This window comes from Sunxiuqinia rutila (assembly GCF_050589705.1).
Classification (GTDB): domain Bacteria; phylum Bacteroidota; class Bacteroidia; order Bacteroidales; family Prolixibacteraceae; genus Sunxiuqinia; species Sunxiuqinia rutila.
Genome location: NZ_JBNGOT010000005.1, coordinates 167,728 through 189,157, shown reverse-complemented (window position 1 = coordinate 189,157; position 21,430 = coordinate 167,728). Strand labels below are relative to the sequence as shown.

General features: G+C 45.0%; 18 protein-coding genes. 7 read left to right on the top strand and 11 right to left on the bottom strand.

The genetic code is table 11. The features are described from left to right. Window positions 1-99 precede the first annotated feature (99 nt). On the bottom strand, window positions 100-513 hold the full coding sequence (uraH, locus tag ACRD6K_RS07900) for a hydroxyisourate hydrolase (protein WP_430972824.1): 414 nt from the start codon (window positions 511-513) through the stop codon (window positions 100-102). 431 nt (window positions 514-944) lie between these two features. On the opposite strand from uraH, the gene ACRD6K_RS07895 reads away from it, so the two are divergent. Continuing rightward, on the top strand, window positions 945-2,813 hold the full coding sequence (locus tag ACRD6K_RS07895; protein WP_430972823.1) for an ABC-F family ATP-binding cassette domain-containing protein: 1,869 nt from the start codon (window positions 945-947) through the stop codon (window positions 2,811-2,813). Window positions 2,814-2,974: 161 nt separating this feature from the next. Here ACRD6K_RS07895 and ACRD6K_RS07890 read toward each other — a convergent pair whose 3' ends face one another. The 7 genes from ACRD6K_RS07890 to proS all read right to left on the bottom strand — a co-directional run bounded on the left by ACRD6K_RS07890 (window position 2,975) and on the right by proS (window position 11,236). After that, complete coding sequence (locus ACRD6K_RS07890; protein WP_299576838.1) at window positions 2,975-3,985, bottom strand: GNAT family N-acetyltransferase; 1,011 nt, start codon at window positions 3,983-3,985, stop codon at window positions 2,975-2,977. Between the two features lie 523 nt (window positions 3,986-4,508). Next, window positions 4,509-5,027, bottom strand: a complete 519-nt coding sequence (locus tag ACRD6K_RS07885) for an RnfABCDGE type electron transport complex subunit G (protein WP_430972822.1) — start codon at window positions 5,025-5,027, stop codon at window positions 4,509-4,511. Next, entirely contained in the window at window positions 5,018-6,193 is a 1,176-nt protein-coding gene (locus ACRD6K_RS07880; protein ID WP_430972821.1) for a hypothetical protein, read from the bottom strand. The genes ACRD6K_RS07885 and ACRD6K_RS07880 overlap by 10 nt, the downstream gene beginning before the upstream one ends. Before the next feature lie 233 nt (window positions 6,194-6,426). Beyond that, window positions 6,427-7,782, bottom strand: a complete 1,356-nt coding sequence (tilS, locus tag ACRD6K_RS07875; protein ID WP_430972820.1) for a tRNA lysidine(34) synthetase TilS — start codon at window positions 7,780-7,782, stop codon at window positions 6,427-6,429. Continuing rightward, complete coding sequence (gene pepT / locus ACRD6K_RS07870) at window positions 7,748-8,977, bottom strand: peptidase T (RefSeq protein WP_430972819.1); 1,230 nt, start codon at window positions 8,975-8,977, stop codon at window positions 7,748-7,750. Before pepT ends, tilS begins: the two co-directional genes overlap by 35 nt. Before the next feature lie 3 nt (window positions 8,978-8,980). Beyond that, window positions 8,981-9,685, bottom strand: coding sequence for a hypothetical protein (locus tag ACRD6K_RS07865; RefSeq protein ID WP_430972818.1), 705 nt, complete (start codon window positions 9,683-9,685; stop codon window positions 8,981-8,983). A 75-nt stretch (window positions 9,686-9,760) separates the two neighbouring features. Continuing rightward, a complete protein-coding gene (gene proS, locus ACRD6K_RS07860; RefSeq protein ID WP_299576826.1) occupies window positions 9,761-11,236 on the bottom strand; it encodes a proline--tRNA ligase in 1,476 nt (491 codons plus the stop codon). A gap of 94 nt (window positions 11,237-11,330) precedes the next feature. Here proS and ACRD6K_RS07855 point away from each other — a divergent pair, with 94 nt between their 5' ends. The 5 genes from ACRD6K_RS07855 to ACRD6K_RS07835 all read left to right on the top strand — a co-directional run bounded on the left by ACRD6K_RS07855 (window position 11,331) and on the right by ACRD6K_RS07835 (window position 17,407). Beyond that, the gene (locus ACRD6K_RS07855; RefSeq protein ID WP_299576824.1) at window positions 11,331-12,728 is read left to right on the top strand and encodes a hypothetical protein; all 1,398 of its coding nucleotides are present in this window, start codon (window positions 11,331-11,333) and stop codon (window positions 12,726-12,728) included. A gap of 54 nt (window positions 12,729-12,782) precedes the next feature. Continuing rightward, window positions 12,783-14,234, top strand: a complete 1,452-nt coding sequence (locus tag ACRD6K_RS07850) for an OmpP1/FadL family transporter (protein ID WP_430972817.1) — start codon at window positions 12,783-12,785, stop codon at window positions 14,232-14,234. A gap of 159 nt (window positions 14,235-14,393) precedes the next feature. Further along, entirely contained in the window at window positions 14,394-14,669 is a 276-nt protein-coding gene (locus ACRD6K_RS07845; protein WP_430972816.1) for a hypothetical protein, read from the top strand. Window positions 14,670-14,672: 3 nt separating this feature from the next. After that, on the top strand, window positions 14,673-15,398 hold the full coding sequence (locus ACRD6K_RS07840) for a class I SAM-dependent methyltransferase (RefSeq protein WP_430972815.1): 726 nt from the start codon (window positions 14,673-14,675) through the stop codon (window positions 15,396-15,398). Between the two features lie 11 nt (window positions 15,399-15,409). Beyond that, window positions 15,410-17,407: a DUF4954 family protein gene (locus ACRD6K_RS07835; RefSeq protein ID WP_430972814.1), complete on the top strand. Its 1,998-nt coding sequence runs from the start codon at window positions 15,410-15,412 to the stop codon at window positions 17,405-17,407. A 33-nt stretch (window positions 17,408-17,440) separates the two neighbouring features. On the opposite strand, the gene ACRD6K_RS07830 is transcribed toward ACRD6K_RS07835, so the two are convergent. The 3 genes from ACRD6K_RS07830 to ACRD6K_RS07820 form a co-directional block, all read right to left on the bottom strand. Beyond that, window positions 17,441-18,133, bottom strand: coding sequence for a phosphatase PAP2 family protein (locus tag ACRD6K_RS07830; RefSeq protein ID WP_299576814.1), 693 nt, complete (start codon window positions 18,131-18,133; stop codon window positions 17,441-17,443). Beyond that, window positions 18,118-18,966, bottom strand: a complete 849-nt coding sequence (locus ACRD6K_RS07825; protein ID WP_430972813.1) for a hypothetical protein — start codon at window positions 18,964-18,966, stop codon at window positions 18,118-18,120. The genes ACRD6K_RS07830 and ACRD6K_RS07825 overlap by 16 nt, the downstream gene beginning before the upstream one ends. A 209-nt stretch (window positions 18,967-19,175) precedes the next feature. Further along, window positions 19,176-20,378: a C1 family peptidase gene (locus ACRD6K_RS07820; RefSeq protein ID WP_430972812.1), complete on the bottom strand. Its 1,203-nt coding sequence runs from the start codon at window positions 20,376-20,378 to the stop codon at window positions 19,176-19,178. 239 nt (window positions 20,379-20,617) lie between these two features. Between ACRD6K_RS07820 and ACRD6K_RS07815 the strand changes: the two genes are divergently transcribed. Further along, window positions 20,618-21,349, top strand: a complete 732-nt coding sequence (locus ACRD6K_RS07815; protein ID WP_430972811.1) for a copper resistance protein NlpE N-terminal domain-containing protein — start codon at window positions 20,618-20,620, stop codon at window positions 21,347-21,349. Window positions 21,350-21,430: the final 81 nt, after the last annotated feature.

Below are 21,430 nucleotides of genomic sequence, written 5' to 3'. Positions count from 1 at the left end.
ACTTACTAATCGGATGAATTCGAGTCATCCGATTAGTAGCAGATCTACCTAAAACAATAACTATAGACACCTCTTGCTTTAGGGCTGTTGGGTGAATTTCTAATTCCCTCTGTACGTCGAATATCCAAACGGACTTAATGTTATGGGAACATGGTAATGACTATTGTCTTTCAACTCAAAAACAACCTCAATAAATGGATAGAAACTTTCTTGATCTAAGGCGCTAAAATACGGCTTGGTGTAGTAAGTCAGCTTATAAATTCCTTGGTGACTGATCCCTTTTTCGGCTTTCAAAAAATTATTGATCCGACCATTCTCATCCGTTATTCGTTCTTCAATGGTTGTCCATACCCCGGTGTTGTCTTGCTTTGAAAGACTAATCTTCACATTTGAGGCCGGTTTTCCTTGAGTAATATCAAGAATATGGCTCGACAACTGATATTTTGCTTCTTGCGCAAATGTTAGACTTGTCCATGCAAGTAAAAAAACCAATACTAAATTTCTCTTATTCATCTTCTAAAATTTTTATTTGTTTATGCTTTGGCGTCTCTATTTCCTCTGGGCTGCATATTCTTCAACTTCAGCAGAGACAACCATACCCGATTAAAACAACAAATGGAGCAAATAGTTAAGTATGCTGTTGTAATTTCTTGATTTCCGTATGCGCTAACACATAAGACCTTGCAAGCTTTTAACTATAACTAAGCGATGCTAATGGAGCTGATTGGAGGATCTTACCGATCAGATGATTTCGAGAGATCCCGTCTGTAGCTTTTCCTTCCATTTATTGAGCAGCTGACTTGGAGTCGCCTGCCCAATACTCACTACTCTCTCCTCCTCCCAAGCCATATTTGCAGGAAAAATACGGAATTCGGACAGTGGCTTTCGGGGCGAGTCCTAATTGCCAATTATAATTTCTATTTTTGCGCCAAAGAAAATTGTGTATGATCCCCTATTTGCAGGCCGAATCGATATCGAAAAGATATGGCGAACAGATGCTGTTCGAAGACATTTCCTTCACCATTTTCAAGGACCAGAAGGTAGCCTTGATTGCTAAAAATGGCGCCGGAAAAACTACCTTGATGGAAATTATTGCCGGATTTGATACGCCGGACAGCGGACAAATTACCCGCACCAACGACATCAAAATCGGTTACCTCCGGCAGGATCCGGACCTGGACGACAACCTGACGGTGCTGCAAGAGGCCTTGCGATCGGACAACCCATCGCTGGATGTGATTGCCGAATTTGAGGCGGCCATCAAGCACCAGGACCAAAAAGCCATTGAACGCCTGACGGTTAAAATGGAGGAGCTGAACGCCTGGGATTTTGACGTGCGGGTGAAGCAAATTCTGAGTCAACTTAAAATCACGGATTTTGATCAACCGGTTGGCGAACTTTCCGGCGGACAAAAAAAGCGTCTGGCGCTGGCCAACGTTTTGGTAAACGAACCCGACCTGCTGTTGCTCGATGAGCCAACCAACCACCTGGATCTGGACATGATTGAGTGGCTGGAGCTTTACCTCGAAAAGACCAACTGCACTTTGTTTATGGTCACGCACGACCGCTATTTTCTGGACCGGGTGTGTAACGAGATTATCGAGATTGACCAAAACCAGACTTACGACTACCAGGGGAATTACAGTTATTACCTGCAAAAAAGACAGGAACGCATTGAGCAGGAACAAGCCTCAACCGAGAAGGCCAAAAACCTGCTGCGTACTGAACAGGAATGGATGCGCCGAATGCCCAAAGCACGAAGCCACAAAGCCAAATACCGGGTCGATCAGTTTCATGAATTGAAAGAAAAAGCCAGCAAAAGCCGCCAGGATGATAACCTGGAACTGAACATGGCTTCCTCGCGCATGGGGAAAAAGATTCTGGAACTGGAACACGTCTCCAAGGGGTACGACGATCTGCAACTCATCACCGATTTCAGCTACAAATTTTCGCGCTTCGAAAAAGTAGGTATCGTTGGAAAAAACGGAACCGGCAAATCCACCTTCCTCAACGTGATTACCGGTGCAATTACGCCCGATTCAGGAACCATTGACTGGGGACAAACCATCCGCATTGGCTACTACCGCCAGCAAGGCATTGACTTTAGGCCCGACGAGAAAGTGATTGATGTCATCAAAAACATTGCGGAAGTCATTCAGTTTGAAGATGGACAGAAAATGACGGCCAGCCAGCTGCTGACCCGCTTTTTGTTTCCACCTGAAACGCAATACAACCTGGTGGAAAAGCTCAGCGGTGGCGAACGCCGGCGCCTTTACCTGTGCACCATCCTGATGGAAAACCCAAACTTCCTGATTCTGGATGAGCCCACCAACGACCTCGACATTATGACGCTGAACGTGCTGGAGGATTACCTGGCAGCTTTTGGCGGCTGCGTGGTCATTGTTTCGCACGACCGCTATTTCATGGATAAAATTGTGGATCACCTGTTTGTGTTTGATGGCAATGGCAACATCCGCGACTTTCCGGGCAACTATACCATCTACCGCAACCAGATGGAGGAAGAAGAAGAAGCCCGCAAGAAAATGGAAACCGCCGCCAAGCCCAAACCGGTTCAGGAAAAGCCTAAGAAAAAGGCCTCAACCAAAATGAGCTTTAACGAAAAACGGGAGTTTGAGCAACTGGAGCAAGCGATTGCCCAGCTGGAAACAGAAAAGAGCGAGCTGGAAGAAGCACTCAACTCCGGCGATCTTACGCCCGATGAGCTCACCGAAAAATCCAAACGTTTTGGGGAACTAACTGATGAGCTGGACGAAAAGGAAATGCGTTGGCTGGAATTGAGTGAGAAAGCCTAAAAGCAGTTTTCATCTCTGAAAATCCGAAAACATCTTTCCGGGCATACCTATTCAAATGCCCGGATCCCCCGGATTTGGGCAGGCCGAACCCTTGTTTTTTCAATGGGGAAAATGGGTGAATCAGCCTTGTTCAAACGAAGAAAGTATGCGGCGGCACAAACTTACAAGGTCTTGGTATAGATTAAAGCCGAACAGTGACAGGGGTTTCCGCATACCGGACAGGAATACCCTTCCTCGATGCTTCCCTCTTTCCAAAAGTTATTGATCTCCTGGTGCAGGTTAAAATCATACAGGTTCATGAGCCCGCCCATGTTCACACCATTCTTACTTTTCCAGGCCACACAAATAACGGACTCAATCTGATTTTGCTTATACAATTCCAGCGCATCGTCCATCAGAATGCTTCCCACTCCTTTTCCTTGGTGAATCGACTTTACTGCAATCGTCTTCAGAACGGCTATTTTTGAAGACACTTTTAATGACTTTGGAAAATCGGCTAATTCAAATTGCTCATCCAGTTCCTCGGGCGTTAAGATATAAGAATAGCAGAATCCCAAAATTCCTTCCTTTTTGGAAACAGCCACCCGGAACAAGGTATTGGGTCGTGAAATCTGATCTTTAATTCCTTCATCCAGGTAATCTTTTCCCAACTCACTATCTGCTATTTCAATTACGCGCGCTAACTCCAACCGGGTAACATCCTTAATTTGCAAGTCCTCCAGCGCAGGAACAAACGAATACCGCCCTGAGGTAATTTTTTGATTAATCGAATCGAAACCAGACCAAAGCCCTTCCATATGTTTTTTATAATTGATGAATAAGAAAAAATTACCAATCCCCTTGTCATGCGGGTCTTCGGCATAATATACGCCATGAATATGACCGCCTGCTGATATTTCAGCATCTATGATCCATTTTCGGTTATCATCAGGCAAGGACGTCTCACCATAAATTTTCCGCCCCTTTTGCTTTAGAACTGCAGGAGCAGAAACAACAACCGTATTCCCGTCAATTTCATCCTCGAACTTACTCAAATACCTTCCGGCAATAGGAAACTTACTTTCTATTCTAAAATTGGCATACCAGTTCTTCAGGTAAGCCATGATTCCAATAAATCCACCAGTTATTACTCCAACTAAGATGTTCTCCCAGGCAACTTCTAATATTTTCATAGTTTATTCACTTAAATACCCCGATATGCTATTGCTACAAAACTAGCCTGGCTTGTTCAACCGCACATTGCCTATTCTGATTGCCCGCTATTTTAGAACGACTATTTTTGAAAGCCTCCAGGAGCCATCCTCGTTAACATCATGTTTTCAGAAGAGTAGGTATAACTGAATTCTGGACCTAAATCCACGCTTTCAAACTATGGTTCGTTTTTAGCGTATGCAAAATACAATATTTATCAGTATATTTTTGCGAATAAAACTTATTTGGAACGATTATAAAGAGGTCATATCAAGCCTGTTCAAGAGCGAAACAATGGGAATTGATCCGGGTTCCAACAGCCTATTTCGCCCATAATCCGCAACCTGGCAGCAGCTATTACGCCCATAAAACCGAACAATATAAACCGAAGGTAATTTCAGAAACGGACAAAATCCAGCACGAACAAAAGCGCTTGCAGCTTAAAGCTTGGCCAAGCGCCACACGAAGTAAGGAAGTGCTAAATCGTCCTTTAGTTGAAGTGAACTAAAAGTTGCAATCCTGCAACAGCATGGTAATTTCGCGAATGCCTTTGGCAATGGAACTTGCCGACAGAGTTGCACCGGAAATGGCCTGCACTTCGTCGCCATAATCCAGGTCGCCGCCATCGTAACCGTTAAACTGGTGCAGCCAGCGCCTGGAGGTTATTTCGTTGCCATGATCGGAATAATAAGCCGTTACACTCACCAGTTCAACCTCCCGGTCTTCGTTGTAATAAACCAGGTAGTTAAAAGTATCGTAACGCCCCTTCCCCACGGCCGAAACCACAAAACCGATGGCTTTATCGCCCTGAAAAACGCGCGAAACATCTTCTACAAACTCACTTTGCAGGCAGGTGTTTTCCAGTGGTTCAACCGACAGTTCCGAACGCTCCAGGTGAAGCTCTTTACTCAAAAGCTTCAGCAACTTTTTAGAGCCGGCATCATCTGCTCCAAAAAGCGGGGCTTGGCTTGTTGCGACAAACAACAAGCCAAGCATTGCTATACTAAGTTTTCTTAAAACCATATCCCAATTCCAAGGTTTAACTGAGTATCAAAATCATCAGTAGCTTCATTGCCGAACCATTGCATGTCGGCTTTTAAGACTGCGCCGGGAGCCATCCACCAGCCAATACCAGCCGTAATATCCGTCCGGTCGTAAGCCAGGTTTTTCGCAATTCCCTCAACATCCTGATGGGTGTTGTATTTTTCGTAGCGCACAAAAGGAACCAGTTTCTGCTCGGTATCCTTCTGGTTCAACAAATCGTATCCGGCTTCCAGGTAGTAGCCAAACAAGGCACTACCCAAATCTTTGCCGGTAAAGGCGTTGTACTCATCGGTATTGTTCAGCGAAGCATAGTTCAGCTGCCCTTTAAACACCCAGCCGTTGGTTGAGTAGCGGGCATCAAACCCTACCATATTCAAGCCAATCACCGAAGAGTCGGCCATGGCTTCCATCGCCACGTCATCCTTGGCAATGCCATCATACAGGCTGGTTTGGGTTTCTCCCAAATAAGCGCTTAATCCTAGCTTCAGGCCCGGAACACCATAGTAATCGAACTTGGCCGATAAGTTGGGATGCGTGAAGATTGACTCAGCCCCTTTCTGGCGTCCCTTGCGCAAGGCATCCGATCCGCGAAGAATGCCGCCATCGTCGTAACTTTTGAAACCATTCACCACATACAACTGGTATTTCAGGTTCAGGTTCTGAATGTTTCCGGTAAATCCGGCCCCGATCTCGCGCCAGGTTGAAGGAACGATCTTACTGTCCAGATTCGGACGCTCCACCCCATTGTAAGTCGCCGGTTCGTGGTATTCGTTAATAATCCCCATCGGAATTAAAAGCAGTCCACCACGAAAGTTCAGCCAAGGGTTGATCCGGTAGTTCAAAAATGCCTGCTCTACATAAACTTCCGACACGTGTTCGTATTCAATTTCGGTAACAAACTGGGTACGCTCGTTGAACCGATACGCGAACATCATCACCAGCCGGTGGATGTCCATATTCCCGTTTTGGTGTACATCAGATGACAAAGGTTGATTGTAATCGATCTGTGCATACCCTCCAATACTCAACCGGTCTTCCGATTCCAATAATTTGTCAGCCGTGTTTTGGCCGTTAGCGTAAAATGCTGAAGTCCCAGCCAGCATCAAAACAAGTAACCATCTCATTTTCATAGTCGAATTTTTCATGATAAGTGTTTGAATTCTTTGCGATAAAACTAAAACGACGCTGCGCCAATCACTCAGGATTACTCCTTCCCGGCAAGCTCCGTTAACATCTCGTCCTGATCGTTTTAGATTAACACTGCGAAAGTACTTGCTGAGGCTGGCTGTCACAATCCCTAGATGTTGGGATTTTGGGGTTGACATCGGCATATAGAAAAGAAAAAAGCGCAAAAACAGGTGATTTTGCGCTTGATTGCTTATGCTTTTGAAGTCATTCGTATGCGAAAGACATGCCGGGTATCTTTGGTAATCTTGAAGCGATTATCAATTCGGTGTCCCATAATCCAGGCCACTTTGCCGGCGCTGGACAAAATCCAGCAGTTCTCCTTTTCCGGAATGGAAAATTTCTGATCGATAAAGAAGTCACTCAGCTTTTTAAAGCCGCTCATCCCCAAGGGCTGGAAATACTCGCCCTGCTCCCACTTCTTGAGTACCAGTGGAAACTCCAACAGATCAAAATCCAGATCGGCTACGGCCGGGTTTCGCGAAAACTGAAAATGCTCGTCCCGCACCAGCTTCTCACACTGCAAAGCAAAAGGTTCGGCCATCTCCAGACAATCGGCTTCAATGTAGAACCGCGATAAGTCGTCCGTTGTTTTCGGACTCAGAATAAACGCCTCCCGGTCTTTTACCAGCCGGTGTGTTTCCGAATAAAATACTTTTCCGGCATCTGCGGTAAACGCCTGGCAAATTTCATGCACTTGCCCGGCATTGAAGCCCAACGGATGCAAGGTTTCAAAAAGCAGTGTTTCGGCAAACGGCGATTGCTGCAGGTAGGCAATATCAAAAAGTTGCTGGCTGCCCTCGCGGGAAATAAAGGCTGCCTTTTCTTCTTCAATTTTGGCCTGATACACCTGTTCGGTGTCTTTCAAAATGGCCGCTGTTTTGGCCGCATTGGCTTTAAATGCCGGGTTGATTGCCTCAAACAAAGGCAAAATTTTATGCCGGATCAAATTGCGCTGGTGCACAAACTCCTGGTTCGACGAATCTTCACGATAAGGCAATTGGTGTTCAGCCGCGTAGCTGGTGATTTGTTCCCGCGAAGCAAACAACAGGGGGCGCACCAGTCGCTCTTTTTTGGGGTGAATGCCCGATAAACCACGTATCCCGGTTCCCCGGCTCAGGTTAATCAGCAAGGTTTCCACCAAATCATCCTGATGGTGAGCTGTCAGCACATAATCGTATTTCAGCGTATCCAGCAATTCGTAAAACCACTGGTAACGCAGCTCGCGCGCAGCCATCTCAATCGAAATGCCCTCCTGCAAGGCGAACTCCCTTGTTTCAAAGGTTTTTACATACAATTCGATCCCGTGCTCCCCGCAGTAATCGCGCATAAATACTTCATCTCCATCCGACTCCGCTCCGCGCAGCTTAAAATTGCAATGCGCCACCACAAAGTCATGCTCCATTTGCCGAAACAAATCAAGCATGACCATGGAATCGCACCCACCGCTAACGGCCAACACCAGTCTGTCGGTTGGCAGCAACAACTGCTCCGTGGCGATATAGTTTTTCAAATCAGGAAACATTGCCCAGCTTGACCACTTTTTCACTAATCCGAATGATTACCTCAACGGCTTTAATCATCGATTTGGTAGGCACATATTCATACGGTCCGTGGAAGTTATGGCCTCCTGCAAAAATATTGGGGCAAGGCAATCCCATGTATGATAAACGGGCACCATCGGTTCCTCCGCGAATGGGTTTGATTATTGGTGTAATGCCCAGTTCACGCATGGCTTCTTCCGCCAGGTCAACCACATATTTTACGGGTTCTACTTTTTCGCGCATGTTGTAGTACTGATCCACCATTTCCAGGGCTACCGTTCCTTCGCCATATTGCGCATTCAGGTATTCGCAAGCTTTGGTCACCAAGGTTTTCCGCTTCTCAAACAAGGCCATGTCATGATCGCGGATAATCAGGGTCAAGCTGGTTCGGTCCACCCCTCCCTGAAAGTCAACACAGTGAAAAAATCCTTCTTTCTTTTCGGTATGCTCCGGGCGCTCCTGGGCAGGCAACATGCTCAAAAACTCATTCCCCAGCACAATGGCATTAATCATTTTATTTTTGGCAGCACCCGGATGAACGCTTCGTCCGTTAACAACAACTGTGGCCATGGCCGCATTGAAATTTTCATATTCCAATTCGCCCATTTCACCTCCATCCAGCGTGTAAGCAAACTGCGCTCCAAAATGCTCCACATTAAAATGATCGGCCCCTTTGCCAATTTCTTCGTCTGGCGTAAAACATACCCGGATTTTTCCATGCTTCACCTCCGGATTTTGAATCAGGTAATCCATGGCGGTCATAATTTCGGCCAAGCCTGCTTTATCGTCGGCTCCCAGCAAAGTGCTTCCGTCCGTGGTAATAATTTCCTGTCCCACATAGTTCAGCAAGTCCGGAAACTGTTCGGGAGACAATTTCACTTTCTCATTCAGAATAATGTCGCCACCTTCGTAGTTACGCACCTGTGGATTGACATTTTCGCCTGAAAAGTCGGGGCTGGTATCCATGTGAGCCACAAAGCCCACCACCGGACACGGCTGATCGGTATTGGCCGGAAGTGTGGCCATCACATAACCGTTGGCGTCTTTCTCCACCTCTTGCATGCCGATAGCTTTCAGCTCCTCAACCAGCTTGTCGGCAAAATGATGCTGACGCTCGGTACTGGGAAAGGTTTTACTTTTTGGATCTGAAGTGGTATACTCTTTGGCATACCGAATAAATCGATCAATTACTTTTTCCATATCTTAAATATCATCTGAGTTAAACTTAAAACCAACACGTTTGCCGGTTATTATTTTTGAATGGCTGATTTCATCTTTCATCTGTTCCACCGAAGCAATCTTCACCTGATCATAGGGAGGGACCAACAAATCGAAATCAACGGCATATTTAATGGCTGTTTCCAAAATTTGTCGCAACACCTCTTTGGTCACCACATCGCTGCCAAAGTCTTTCACCAGCTCGCCGGATTGTCTTTTCCCTTCAACAAAAAAGTGATTATCCTGGTTAATGAAAATCCGCGCAATGAGGTAGCCTAAATCCTGCAGCCGGTTGTATTTAAACGAGTCGGACAAGAAATTATAGATGTGAATGATTCCACAATACGAGTTGAGCGGATTGTCCTTCACGTAATCAATTTTCCAGATCGGATGCTCGCGGTTAAACACAAAAACATTGGAGTGCATGCTAAACACCAGCAAGTCGCCAGCCAGCTGAAACTCGGCCTCAAAAGGTCCTTTTTCAATAAAAACAGGCAACACTTCAGCCGGCACTTTACCCTCAAGCCCTTTGCGAAACTCTTCAACCAGCTCTTTCAAGGCTTCCTTCAACAGATTGAACGAGCTAAGCGTGTTGGTATACGCCAGTTGTTTAATATTCGACTTGGCTACAATCAGTTCGTAGTTTTGGTCACTTTCTTTGGGCTTGGGTCTTGCTTCCGATTTTGCCATGGCTTTAGATTTTCTCTAAAAATAAGAAAAGCAGCCAAAACTGACTGCTTCCTTTTATCATGATTTACGAAAAATCTAATACGCTAAGGCAAACAACACCCGTTGCGAAGAAGGTTTTCCGGTATAAATACATTTTCCTTCTTCTTTTTCGCCATCAAACGGAATGCAACGAATCGTCGCCTTGGTTTCTTCCTTGATTTTTTGCTCTGTTTCCGGAGTTCCGTCCCAGTGTGCCAGCACAAATCCTCCTTTGGTGGTCAGCACTTCTTTAAACTCATCATAGGTGTCAACCGGAGTTGTATGAGCAGCCCGATAATCCAGGGCTTTCTGGAAAATATTTTGTTGAATATCCTCTAACAAACTGGCTACATACTCATCGATGTTTTCCAGGCTTACAACCTCTTTGGTCAGCGTATCGCGGCGTGCTACTTCAACGGTTCCATTTTCCAGGTCGCGCGGCCCAAGAGCCAAGCGAACAGGCACCCCTTTCAACTCATATTCGGCAAATTTCCAGCCGGGCTTTTTCGTATCCAGGTTGTCATACTTCACCGAAATACCTTTGGCTTTCAGTTTGGCAATGACCTCATCCACTTTATCGTTAATTTCAGCCAATTGCTCTTCCTTGCGGTAAATAGGAACAATAACCACCTGGAAAGGTGCCAGCTTTGGTGGCAACACCAAGCCATTATCATCGGAGTGAGCCATCACCAAAGCACCCATCAAACGAGTGGATACTCCCCAGCTTGTTGCCCATACATAATCTTCTTTCCCATCGCGGTTGGCAAATTTCACATCGAATGCTTTCGCGAAATTCTGACCTAAAAAGTGTGAAGTTCCCGACTGCAGCGCTTTTCCATCCTGCATCAATGCTTCGATGGTGTATGTTTCCAGGGCTCCGGCAAAACGTTCATTCTCCGACTTAGCTCCCTTTATGACCGGAACAGCCATAAATTTCTCGGCAAAGTCAGCATAAACATTCACCATGGTTTCCGTTTCTTTCAACGCTTCCTCTTTGGTGGCATGAGCCGTATGTCCTTCCTGCCACAAGAACTCAGCGGTGCGCAAAAACAAGCGGGTGCGCATTTCCCAGCGTACCACGTTGGCCCACTGGTTACACAAAATTGGAAGATCGCGGTACGACTGGATCCAGTTTTTGTAAGTGTTCCAAATAATGGTTTCTGAAGTAGGTCGAACAATCAATTCTTCTTCCAGCTTCGCATCCGGGTCCACCACCACACCCTTGCCATTGGGGTCATTTTTTAAGCGGTAATGCGTAACTACGGCACACTCTTTGGCGAAGCCTTCCACATGATCAGCCTCCTTACTAAAAAACGATTTAGGAATGAACAGCGGAAAATACGCATTGACATGGCCCGTTTCTTTAAACATCCGGTCCAATTCAGCTTGCATTTTCTCCCAGATGGCATAGCCATAAGGCTTAATAACCATACATCCGCGAACCGCAGAATTCTCAGCCAAATCGGCCTTTACAACCAATTCGTTGTACCATTGAGAATAATTTTCACTTCTTGAAGTTAATTCTTTAGCCATATCTTTTGTTTTGGTATGGTATTTGCTTCTTTTGTATTGAATTTTGAAGCTACAAAGTAAATAATTTATTTTTAAAGATACAGGAGGTCAAGTTATGAAAGCAAAAGTTACACTTCTCTCGGCATTCGCACTTTTACTGGGTGCATGTACCACCGGGACATACGTAACCGACAGGTACGATGACATCTACTTTACACCAGGTGATGTTCCGCCTCCCGCTATTGTTGAAGCTCCGGCCACCAATGAGCGCAACGCCCAAGTGGTTTCAAGACAACAGATCGTTAGCGAGCTGGAAGAAAATGAAGACGGATCCAAAGTCCTGAAAAATTACATTTTCGAGGATGATGCACAATACGAAGACGGACTAGTTTACGACATGGAAAACATGGAATTGATGGGCTCCGATACCACTAGGTATGAAAATGATGGAGACATCGACTATGTCATCAACAATTATTACGATGCGGATGATCTGAATTTCACATCCCGGATCTACCGTTTCCATCGTCCATTTTTCTATGGTTCTTATTATGCCCACAGCTGGTACTATGATCCATTTTTCTATGATCCTTGGTACTACGATCCGTTTTATTACGGTGGATACTATGGCTACTACAGTCCATGGGGTGGCGGCTGGTACGGTCCTCATTTCTCTTGGGGATTCGGCTGGTATGATCCTTATTACTCCTGGGGATGGCCTCACTACCATCACGGTCATGGAGGCTACTGGGGAGACCCGCACTACCCTTATTACCCCAGCTACGATTCAAGCAATTATCAGTACGGTCATCGTCGGTCATCCTACAGCAATGTTGCCCGTTCGGACAGATCTTCTTCAGGAACCCGGCTTTCATCCGATGGAAGTTCGCGTCTAAAAAGAAGCTCAACACAGGATGTAGGTGTCACTCGCAGATCAACCTCATCTTCTGCAAACAGCATTAGCAGACGAACCACCGATGGAGGTAGCACAAAAAATGCAACCGTTCTTGAAAGACGGAGAACGACATCAGGAGAGGTAAGTTCCTCTGGTAGAAGAGGAGTCTCAACAACAGGCTCTTCAAACAATGCTGTCAGAAGATCGACAACAACGCAACAGCGAACATACACGCCGAGCTACAGTAAGCAGCGTACGGTTACCCGCTCGAGCTACAACAGCACCAATTACGTAAAACCCCGGACTTCGACTTACAGCAAGCCAAGCACAAGTAGTAGTTCGAGAAGGACGTACACGGCTCCTAAGAGTAGCTCAAGCAATACCCAAAAATCGTATCGCTCGAGTTCATCCTACAGCAAAGGATCGAGCCGTACAAGTACGTCAAGCTACCGGGCAACAAGTCCGAGCAGAAGTAGCAGCAGAAGCAATAGCAGCTACAGCAGCCCTTCGCGCAGTAGCAGCAGTTACAGCAGCCCTTCACGCTCAAGTAGCAGTGGCAGCAGCCGAAGCAGTTCTTCCAGCTCATCATCACGCTCAAGTGGTAGTGGAAGACGCTAACAGTAAGAACTTATTAAATTATAACTAGAAGTGTTTATCTAATTTTATTCAGTTATGAAAAAAATTCAATATATACTTGCTGGATTGCTCTTATTCGGCACAACAGCAATAGGACAAAACCTGGTTGATGGCTTACGTTATTCTGATTATCGCATTCAAGGAACAGCTCGCTCAGTTGCCATGGGAAATGCTTTTGGAGCCTTGGGGGGCGATTTCACATCAGCCAGCATCAACCCGGCGGGCTTGGGAGTTTACCGCAGTAGCGAATTTGTTTTCACACCTTCGTTTGGAAAAACTTCTGTCGAAGCCAATTACCTGAATCAAGCAACGACTGATTCCAAATACACGATTGGTCTGCCCAATGTTGGCTACATCAGCAATTGGGGAAATGATCAGAGTGCGGGAGGCTCCGTGGTTGGATTTAGCTTTGGCGTAGGTTATAACCGACTGAATAACTTCGATATGAAGCGCATGGTGGAAGCCAGCAATGCCAACTCGTCCTTACTTGATGATTTCACGGCCAATGCCAATAACAATGTCTGGAGTGATTATTATGAAGACCTGGCCTGGGAAACCTATTTATTGCATGAAGATGATTTGGGGTATTTCAATGTTATTGAAAATGAAGGCTACGGACAAAACCAGCGTAAATCCTATTCCCAAAAAGGACATATCGATGAATTCCTGCTTTCGATGGCAGCCAATTTCAACCACCGTTTTTACCTGGGAGCCACTGTCGGAATTCATAATGTTGAATTCAAAGAAAATACAAGTCTTTTTGAATCTATGGATAACGGAATCGACTTCAATGACTATACATTCAATACCTTCCTGAGAACTACAGGAACAGGATTCAATGTTAAGCTTGGTGCGATTTACAAGCCGATTGATGCCTTGCGCTTAGGGCTGGCCTTCCACACGCCAACCTTCTACCGCATGCATGACAGCTTCGATAATTCGATGTATTCATCGGTCAACTTCGGTGATGGCGAGTATTCGGCCCTCTCCCCCTTGGGTGATTACGACTACGATTTAACGACCCCAATGAAAGCCATTTTCAGTGCAGCTTACGTTATCGGAAAATCGGCTATCATCAGCGTAGACTACGAATATGTTGATTTTTCCACCATCAAGTTAGACGATGGTGGTGATGGCTACAACTTCTTTGATGAGAATGAGGAAATCAAAGCAGCCTACAAAGCAGTGGGCAACCTGCACGTTGGTGCAGAATACCGCTTATCCAAAGAATTTAGCTTACGGGGAGGTTACGAGTACTATCCGAGTCCAATCCGCAGCAATTACCAGTCGACAACCATGGATACCTCTGATGCAAACTCATCAACAATTTCAGGAGGTCTAGGTTTCCGTCAGGGTGGTTTCTTCCTGGATGTGGCCTACAAACATGGCTTAGATAAAAATTACGCCGAAATTTATAGCGGATCTGATTTAGGCCGCTTCAAGATCACCAACGACCAAGTGATTATGACCTTAGGATTCCGATTCTAATAATTAGTAAAAATATTGAATACATAAAAAGCGCCGGAATCTCCGGCGTTTTTCATGTTTATTCGTCAGCTTTTCCATTGTGCTTATAAAAAGTTTACGACATGTTACCTCTGAAAAAGGAAAATGTCGTAAATTGATTAACTCATCCAAACAAAAAAGATGGTCAATTTCAAAGAAATAAACTATCAAGAATCGCTTGAACGTCTCAAAGAGGCTGATGCGATGGGCATCCGGCTTCGTTTAGGAGAATTCAGCACGTCGCAATGGCTCCAGAAAGAAAACATCAACCTCGACGAAGTCAAGGAAGTTTCCAAAGCTTATCCCGACTTAAAAATCTTCATTATTGGTGAAGGCCAATTTGAAGGTTTCTACATTTATTCGCAGAAACAGGAAACTTGTTTTAAATTTGAGCCCGAATTATCTCTTTTAAAATAAGCAATGGCTCCATTAAATTATTCTGATGAAGACCCCATATCACTGGGTGTTTTCAATTATCACTACCATCGTGACAATTCACCGATCCTTATTCATTCGGAAGATTTTGATCCCGACGAGGTGCTCCCCTCTTACTTCTTTCGTGGTTTCAAGCAAATGCCGCCTCTGGAACAAAAAGCCCTTCAACTGGCCAATGGCCGTATTTTAGATGTGGGTGCCTGCAGCGGAAGCCATGCCTTGTATTTGCAAGACAAAGGGCATGAAGTAACCGCCCTGGAGCAATCCGCTTTGTGCTGCAAGGTTATGAATGACCGGGGAATTAAGAACGTTATCCACCAGGACTTTTTTCAGTTGCCACAGCAACAATTCGACACCATTCTTCTGCTAATGAATGGAACCGGTATTGCCGGAACTTTAAGCCGCTTGGATGAACTCTTCCAGAAACTGGCAAGCTTGCTGCACCCGCAAGGACAGATTTTAATCGATTCTTCCGACCTCATTTTTTTGTATACCGATGAAGACGGTTCAGCCCTGATTGACTTGGCTGCAGAAAAATATTACGGAGAATTAACGTTTCAAACAGAATATAAAAACCAAAAAGGCCATAAATTTCCATGGCTTTATGTAGATCCCGATTTGCTGAAAGAAAAAGCGAGTCAGAATAATCTTCGGGTAAAGCAGATTTTCAAAGGAGACCACTTTGATTACATGGCGCAAATCACATTTTAAACGACCACAGCATGACAAACATAACCTACCGCCCATTAACCGCAGAAGAAATTCATCAACTGGAAAAAAACAACACCAGTGCCGACATGTGGACTAACATTACCGTTAAGGACGGCTTCGACCCTATGCGAGTCAGGAACTGCCATTTTTCCGGTAAAAACCAACTCGGTATTTTCAACGAATCCATGACTTTTTTCGGACAAGTTGAAAAACCCTGTGGACTTTACCACACGCACTTTCATAACTGCAACTTGGGCGATAATGTGTTTGTCAATCAAATTAAAAACTACATTGCCAACTACAACATTGAAGACCATGTTGTGATTGACAATACTGATTTGCTGGCAGTAGACGGAGTTTCAACTTTTGGCAATGGACTGCAGGTATCGGTTTTAGACGAAACCGGCGGGCGAAAAGTTATGATTTACGATCAGCTTTCGGCTCACCTGGCTTATATGCTGGCTTTTTATAAACACCGTCGTATTTTTAATGAGCAACTGGAAAGGCTGATTGAGGAATATACCAATACGATTCAATCAGACCGCGGTTTTATTGGTCGTCATTCCAGTATTTGCAACTGCCGCGAAATTAAAAATGTAAAAATTGGTTCGCACACGCTGATTGATGGCGCCAGCAAGCTGGAAAACGGTTCGATAAACAGTACGCCTGAGGCTCCGGTGGAAATTGGGCATGAAGTGCTTATGAAGGACTTTATTATTTCTTCGGGCTCGCAAGTGACCGATGGTGCTGTTGTCAACAAATGCTTTATTGGTCAGGGCTGCCGGCTGGGCACGCAGTATTCGGCCGAGAATTCGCTGTTTTTTGCCAATTCTCAGGGCTTTCATGGCGAAGCCTGTTCTTTGTTTGCCGGCCCCTATACGGTTACCCACCATAAGTCGACCCTGCTGATTGCCGGTATGTTTTCATTCAGCAATGCAGGCAGCGGATCAAACCAAAGTAACCACATGTACAAGTTAGGTCCCATCCATCATGGAATAATGGAGCGTGGCTCAAAAACAACCAGCGACTCGTACCTGCTTTGGCCGGCAAAAATCGGGGCTTTTACCTTGGTTATGGGCCGTCACTATAAAAACTCAGACACTTCCGACATGCCGTTTTCCTACCTCATCGAACATGAAGATGAAAGCTGGCTGATTCCCGGAGTGAACCTGAAAAGTGTTGGCACCATCCGCGACGTATTGAAATGGCCCAAACGGGACAAGCGAACAGACCCGGTAAAAATGGATCATGTCAACTTCAACTTATTAAGTCCGTTTACCATTCATAAAATGGCCAAAGGCATAAGAAAGCTGAAGGAAATTCAACGTATTTCAGGAGAAACAAGCGATTTCTATTCCTACAATAACACCAAAATCAGGCGTCATGCACTTATCCGGGGAATGGAGCTCTACCACATGGCTATTCTGAAGTTCATCGGAAACTCAATCATTACCCGGTTAAATTCCTGCACATTGGAAACACGTCAGGATGTAAAAGTATGTTTAGAGCCGGATTCTAAAACCGGCACCGGAAGTTGGATTGACCTGGCCGGATTGATTGCCCCCAAACACTCAATAACTGCGTTGCTCAATGGCGTAGAAGATGGAAGCATCAACCAGCTGCGGGATATTGAAGCTATTTTCTATTCCTTACACGACAACTATTACAATTACGAATGGAACTGGACGGTAGAGTTTATCGCCCATTACTTTGACAAGCCTTTGGCTGATTTCTCGGTTGAAGATATCATTCAGCTAATTAACGAATGGCTGCAAAGTGTTGTGGAGATTGACAAGATGCTTTACTTGGATGCCAAAAAAGAATTCCGGCTCGAATCGATGACTGGATTTGGCACAGACGGAGATCAAAAAACCAAACAGCTGGATTTTGAAAATGTACGCGGCAAATTCGAGAGCAATGATTTTGTGAAAGAAACACTCAACCATATTGACCGAAAAACAGCCTTGGGGAAACGGGTAGTTGAGCAGCTTAGCAGAACAATCGAATAGTTCTGCTAAACCTCTCCATATCGTGCTCCAATCTTATTTTTTAAATCGAATACGGTGGATCGGCTTTTCGAACCAGGCGTAACGGTCAAGCCGAAGCAGACCATTCAATAGCATTAGGGCCAAAACGGTGCAAATAACGCCAACAAACGATCCAACATACACATCCAGAAAGAAGTGCTGCAACAGATAAATACGCGAAAATCCAATGCTTAAAGCAAGCACAAAAAACAGCAGGCCAATCCATCTTTTCCCGGCAAAATAAGCCATCAAACTCATGGCTGCAAAAATAGTCATGGTGTGCCCCGAAGGAAAGCTGTAATGATAATTAAGCTCCGCCGTATAAATAAACCGGTGAAAATCATCGTAGTAAAAATAATTGAACGGGCGCATCCGCTCGTCAAACACACCCTTTTTCAGCAAGTTGGTAAAGATACCCACCAGCCCAAGTGTTACCAGGCCGGTTAGGCCATAGCGAATTTTCCAGAACAGCAGAAGCACCATGGCTCCGGCCACATAAGTTCCCAGTCCCAGGTCTGTCAAGAATTCAACAAAACCATCCCATTCAATTCGGGAATAGCGATTCAGAAATAAAACAACATCTCCATGTTGGGTGGTTAAAAAAACGATGATCCCAAGAACCAGAAATACGCCATAGGCATACAAAAAACCCGTAAACCCTTTGCTGCGATATAAATTAGTAACAGTCTGTTTTATTCCCATTGCCATGAATAAGCCAATTTAAATGTTTGATATTGCCAGTCGCGTATTCCATACATGTACTGAAACTGGATGGCGTTTTTTTTCAATTCCCGCTTCACCGTTAGGGTATAAACCATGGGTTTGTCCCGTTCATTCTTGTAGCCGGAATAGCCGCTTAACGAATTTGTAAATGTCCACTTTTCATTGCTCAACTCCATTCCCCCGCCATACAGGAAGGCGTCATTTTGCAAGTTGTCCATATCGTTTGTTTGCCAGGAGTAAAAGCCTAACGACGCAAACGGGAGTCCTTGCCATTGATTGCCCTGAAACGGGATTTCCTTTGAAAAGCTCAAGTCAAAATAATACCCCGGACTATCGGTATAGCGTGCAGCATCGTAGCGGCGTCCCGACGCTGTTTTACCGGTCATCCGCAAGACCGTGTTTGGAAAAGCTTCTCCTTTCACCAGCTGAACCAAGGTGGAGAAATACAGATCGCCGGTAGCCAGGCCTCTGCCATCACGGTCGCGTGCAGCACGCTCATCACGAACTTCGTCCGACATGGAATAGTACTCCACAAGCACGCCATACAACTCAATGGCAATCCGATCGGAAAACGGATAATAGAAACGTCCGGCCATGTTTTGAGTCGGATCGCCACTTCGAAAATGAAAATCAGCACTCAGGGTAAAGCTTTTGCCGGTTTCCAGCACACCTTTGGTCAACGATGGCACTGGTAAAGCATTGGGGCCTAAGTAACCCGGACTAATAATCAAAAAACTCCGCCAGCCCGGCATCCCTGGCTCCCATCCGTGCGTTTCGTTCCACCACGACCAATCTTCCTGCGCATGAATACTTCCCACGAAAAAACAAGTTAATATAAAAAGCAAGCAACGCTTCATGAATTGACGGCCCTGATTTGTTTTTAGTTACGTTTATGTTTGCACGGACTATGCTAGAAATCTGCTTTCGGGCAGCTTGTGAATTGCCGGTGCCAATGAAAAGCCAAAGATAAGCATCGCCGAACAAAAGACATAAAAAAAACTCCCAAGGTGTTGGGAGCTTTTTCTCTTTACAGATTCAATTTCTTTCGGATACTCTTCGGAATGGCATCTTTGTGTACCATAATACTCATTGTTTTGTAGCGTACATAAGGTTTCGAGGCATAGAAGAATCCATCGTAAACATTGTATTCACCCCACGAGTTTTTTACTTTGTAATAAACCGTTCCATTCTGATCTTTTGCTGTACCCACAATCAACATCCCATGGTCGTCTGTGGTTTGATAATTATCAAAAGCTTCCTGGCGGAGTTCCTGCGTAATTATCTTTTCCGAACCAGGTTTTTCGAGGCTATACAGTTGGTTGTTTCTTTCTGATTCCGACATTTCTTCCCAACGGGCAATTTCAGCATCGTTCATTTCCTGCTTGTCAACTGCCGGAACAACAGCCACTCCTTTTTTCGAGGTGCTGAATCCTTTTTCACTTACATCGGCAGCCCAGGCAACCGTGTACCCGTTTTCGATGGAGTTGTCAATGATTGCTTCCAACTCATCCAAAGGCACGTTGTACACTTCATCCCACATCCAGTTATCCGGAACTTCAATAATAAATTTCGAGTAAAACGGATGGTGCGTATACGAACTTACCTCCACATAGTCGTCCATATCCAAACCGGTATATTCCGAAGCAAAGCTCATAGGTGTATAGCTTGCGCCTTGGTAGTCAAACTTAGCCGGAATTTCACCCAGGTAAGAATTCAGTGTTCCCCGAACAGACTCGCGCCAGGCCGGGCTCAGTTTTTTATTCGGATTTTGAATAACGGCTTCCACCTGATTTTTCAGGATACGATCCATTTCACCATGTACGTGCTGATTTTCGCCATAGTTTAAGCCGGTATATGCTTCTTCCGGAACAATCCCATATCGTTTAATGATCTTTGTTACATCATGAAAAGCACCTCCTGCCGAAAAGTTCAGGTTTCCGTGCAAGCGCACATATTTCATGCTCTTTTCGTCGTAAGTATGCCATACTATAAACATTTCAGACAAGTCCACCTCGGGTTTTCCGATGCGCAACATTTCAGCCTCTAAAAAGCTTAAACCTGAAAAAGACCAACAAGTTCCGGAGCGGTGCTGATCCTTGACCGAAGTAATCGGTATGTCTTTGATCGTTGTAAACTGGTAGCCTTTCGTCTCCTCTTCCTGTGCACTCACTCCGCCAACAATTAACAAGGCCGTTAATGCCAGCAACAAGTGCTTCTTTAAATTATTCATAAGTAAATATCAAATAAATTCTATAAAAGTTCGCCAAATATAGTCAATTAGTTAGCGATTGTTAAATGACATTACTGTTACCCCACTGTTAATAATCGTTAATTTTTCCGAAATTGAAGCCCCAACGCAACCTCTTTACTAATTTAGCATCTACGTTATCCGTTAAACGCTTTAGGCTTTCAGCCGTTCGATCTACTTGGCCGTCCGAAACGCCTATAACATATAAGAACAGAATGATCATGAAAAAATTAAGTTGGTTAATCCTCGTTTTCGCACTCATGCAATCTTGTGCCAGCAAAAAACTGGTTGTGCCTGTTGGCAATTATACCGGTGAGTTACCTTGTGCCGATTGCCCGGGCATTATGTACTCGCTTTCGTTGAATAAAGACCGTACCTATTCGGAAAGCTCCACTTACCTGGACCGGGAAGATGGAACTTTTCGTAATTCAGGGACCTTTGAAATTGTGAACGACACCATCGTTCACCTGAAAGACAAGGACCAACACGAAGGACTGAAACAATTTGTCATTAAAAACAATCAACTGGTCATTCTTGATATTTATGGCAATCCCATTGAATCGGGCTATGCCGACTGGTATATTCTGAATAAATCGGAGAAGGCAGCCCAACAGATTGACCTGAGCGGAAAGTGGATACTGACACAAATGAATACGACCACCGTTGAAGGCGAGAATGCGCCTTATATCGAGTTTCAGCTTGACGCAAACCGGTTTAGTGGTTTTGGCGGCTGCAACCGGATTGGCGGCAACTTCGAACTAAGCGGAGATTCCATTCAATTTGGAATGATTATGGCGACAAAAATGGCCTGCTTTGATGATCAGTACGAAACGGAGTTTCTGAAAACCTTGAATGAACAAAGCTGGAAGGTGAAACAAGCCAAGCAAAGCCTGACCCTGTCCAATGCTTCCGGCAAGCTGACTTTTCAGCGTGATTCAGGGGGCTCCAACTAACGCCATTTTTAAGCCAGTATTAAGTTAAGCCCAAAAATATCCTGATCTGGAAAAAAAACAACAGGACTTTTTCAGAAAAAG

Bases quoted from the DNA above. Each gene is read 5' to 3' on its own strand.
- uraH (WP_430972824.1), bottom strand. From the start codon at position 513: ATGAATAAGAGAAATTTAGTATTGGTTTTTTTACTTGCATGGACAAGT.
- ACRD6K_RS07895 (WP_430972823.1), top strand. From the start codon at position 945: ATGATCCCCTATTTGCAGGCCGAATCGATATCGAAAAGATATGGCGAA.
- ACRD6K_RS07890 (WP_299576838.1), bottom strand. From the start codon at position 3,985: ATGAAAATATTAGAAGTTGCCTGGGAGAACATCTTAGTTGGAGTAATA.
- ACRD6K_RS07885 (WP_430972822.1), bottom strand. From the start codon at position 5,027: ATGGTTTTAAGAAAACTTAGTATAGCAATGCTTGGCTTGTTGTTTGTC.
- ACRD6K_RS07880 (WP_430972821.1), bottom strand. From the start codon at position 6,193: ATGAAAAATTCGACTATGAAAATGAGATGGTTACTTGTTTTGATGCTG.
- pepT (WP_430972819.1), bottom strand. From the start codon at position 8,977: ATGGAAAAAGTAATTGATCGATTTATTCGGTATGCCAAAGAGTATACC.
- ACRD6K_RS07865 (WP_430972818.1), bottom strand. From the start codon at position 9,685: ATGGCAAAATCGGAAGCAAGACCCAAGCCCAAAGAAAGTGACCAAAAC.
- proS (WP_299576826.1), bottom strand. From the start codon at position 11,236: ATGGCTAAAGAATTAACTTCAAGAAGTGAAAATTATTCTCAATGGTAC.
- ACRD6K_RS07855 (WP_299576824.1), top strand. From the start codon at position 11,331: ATGAAAGCAAAAGTTACACTTCTCTCGGCATTCGCACTTTTACTGGGT.
- ACRD6K_RS07850 (WP_430972817.1), top strand. From the start codon at position 12,783: ATGAAAAAAATTCAATATATACTTGCTGGATTGCTCTTATTCGGCACA.
- ACRD6K_RS07845 (WP_430972816.1), top strand. From the start codon at position 14,394: ATGGTCAATTTCAAAGAAATAAACTATCAAGAATCGCTTGAACGTCTC.
- ACRD6K_RS07840 (WP_430972815.1), top strand. From the start codon at position 14,673: ATGGCTCCATTAAATTATTCTGATGAAGACCCCATATCACTGGGTGTT.
- ACRD6K_RS07835 (WP_430972814.1), top strand. From the start codon at position 15,410: ATGACAAACATAACCTACCGCCCATTAACCGCAGAAGAAATTCATCAA.
- ACRD6K_RS07830 (WP_299576814.1), bottom strand. From the start codon at position 18,133: ATGGCAATGGGAATAAAACAGACTGTTACTAATTTATATCGCAGCAAA.
- ACRD6K_RS07820 (WP_430972812.1), bottom strand. From the start codon at position 20,378: ATGAATAATTTAAAGAAGCACTTGTTGCTGGCATTAACGGCCTTGTTA.
- ACRD6K_RS07815 (WP_430972811.1), top strand. From the start codon at position 20,618: ATGAAAAAATTAAGTTGGTTAATCCTCGTTTTCGCACTCATGCAATCT.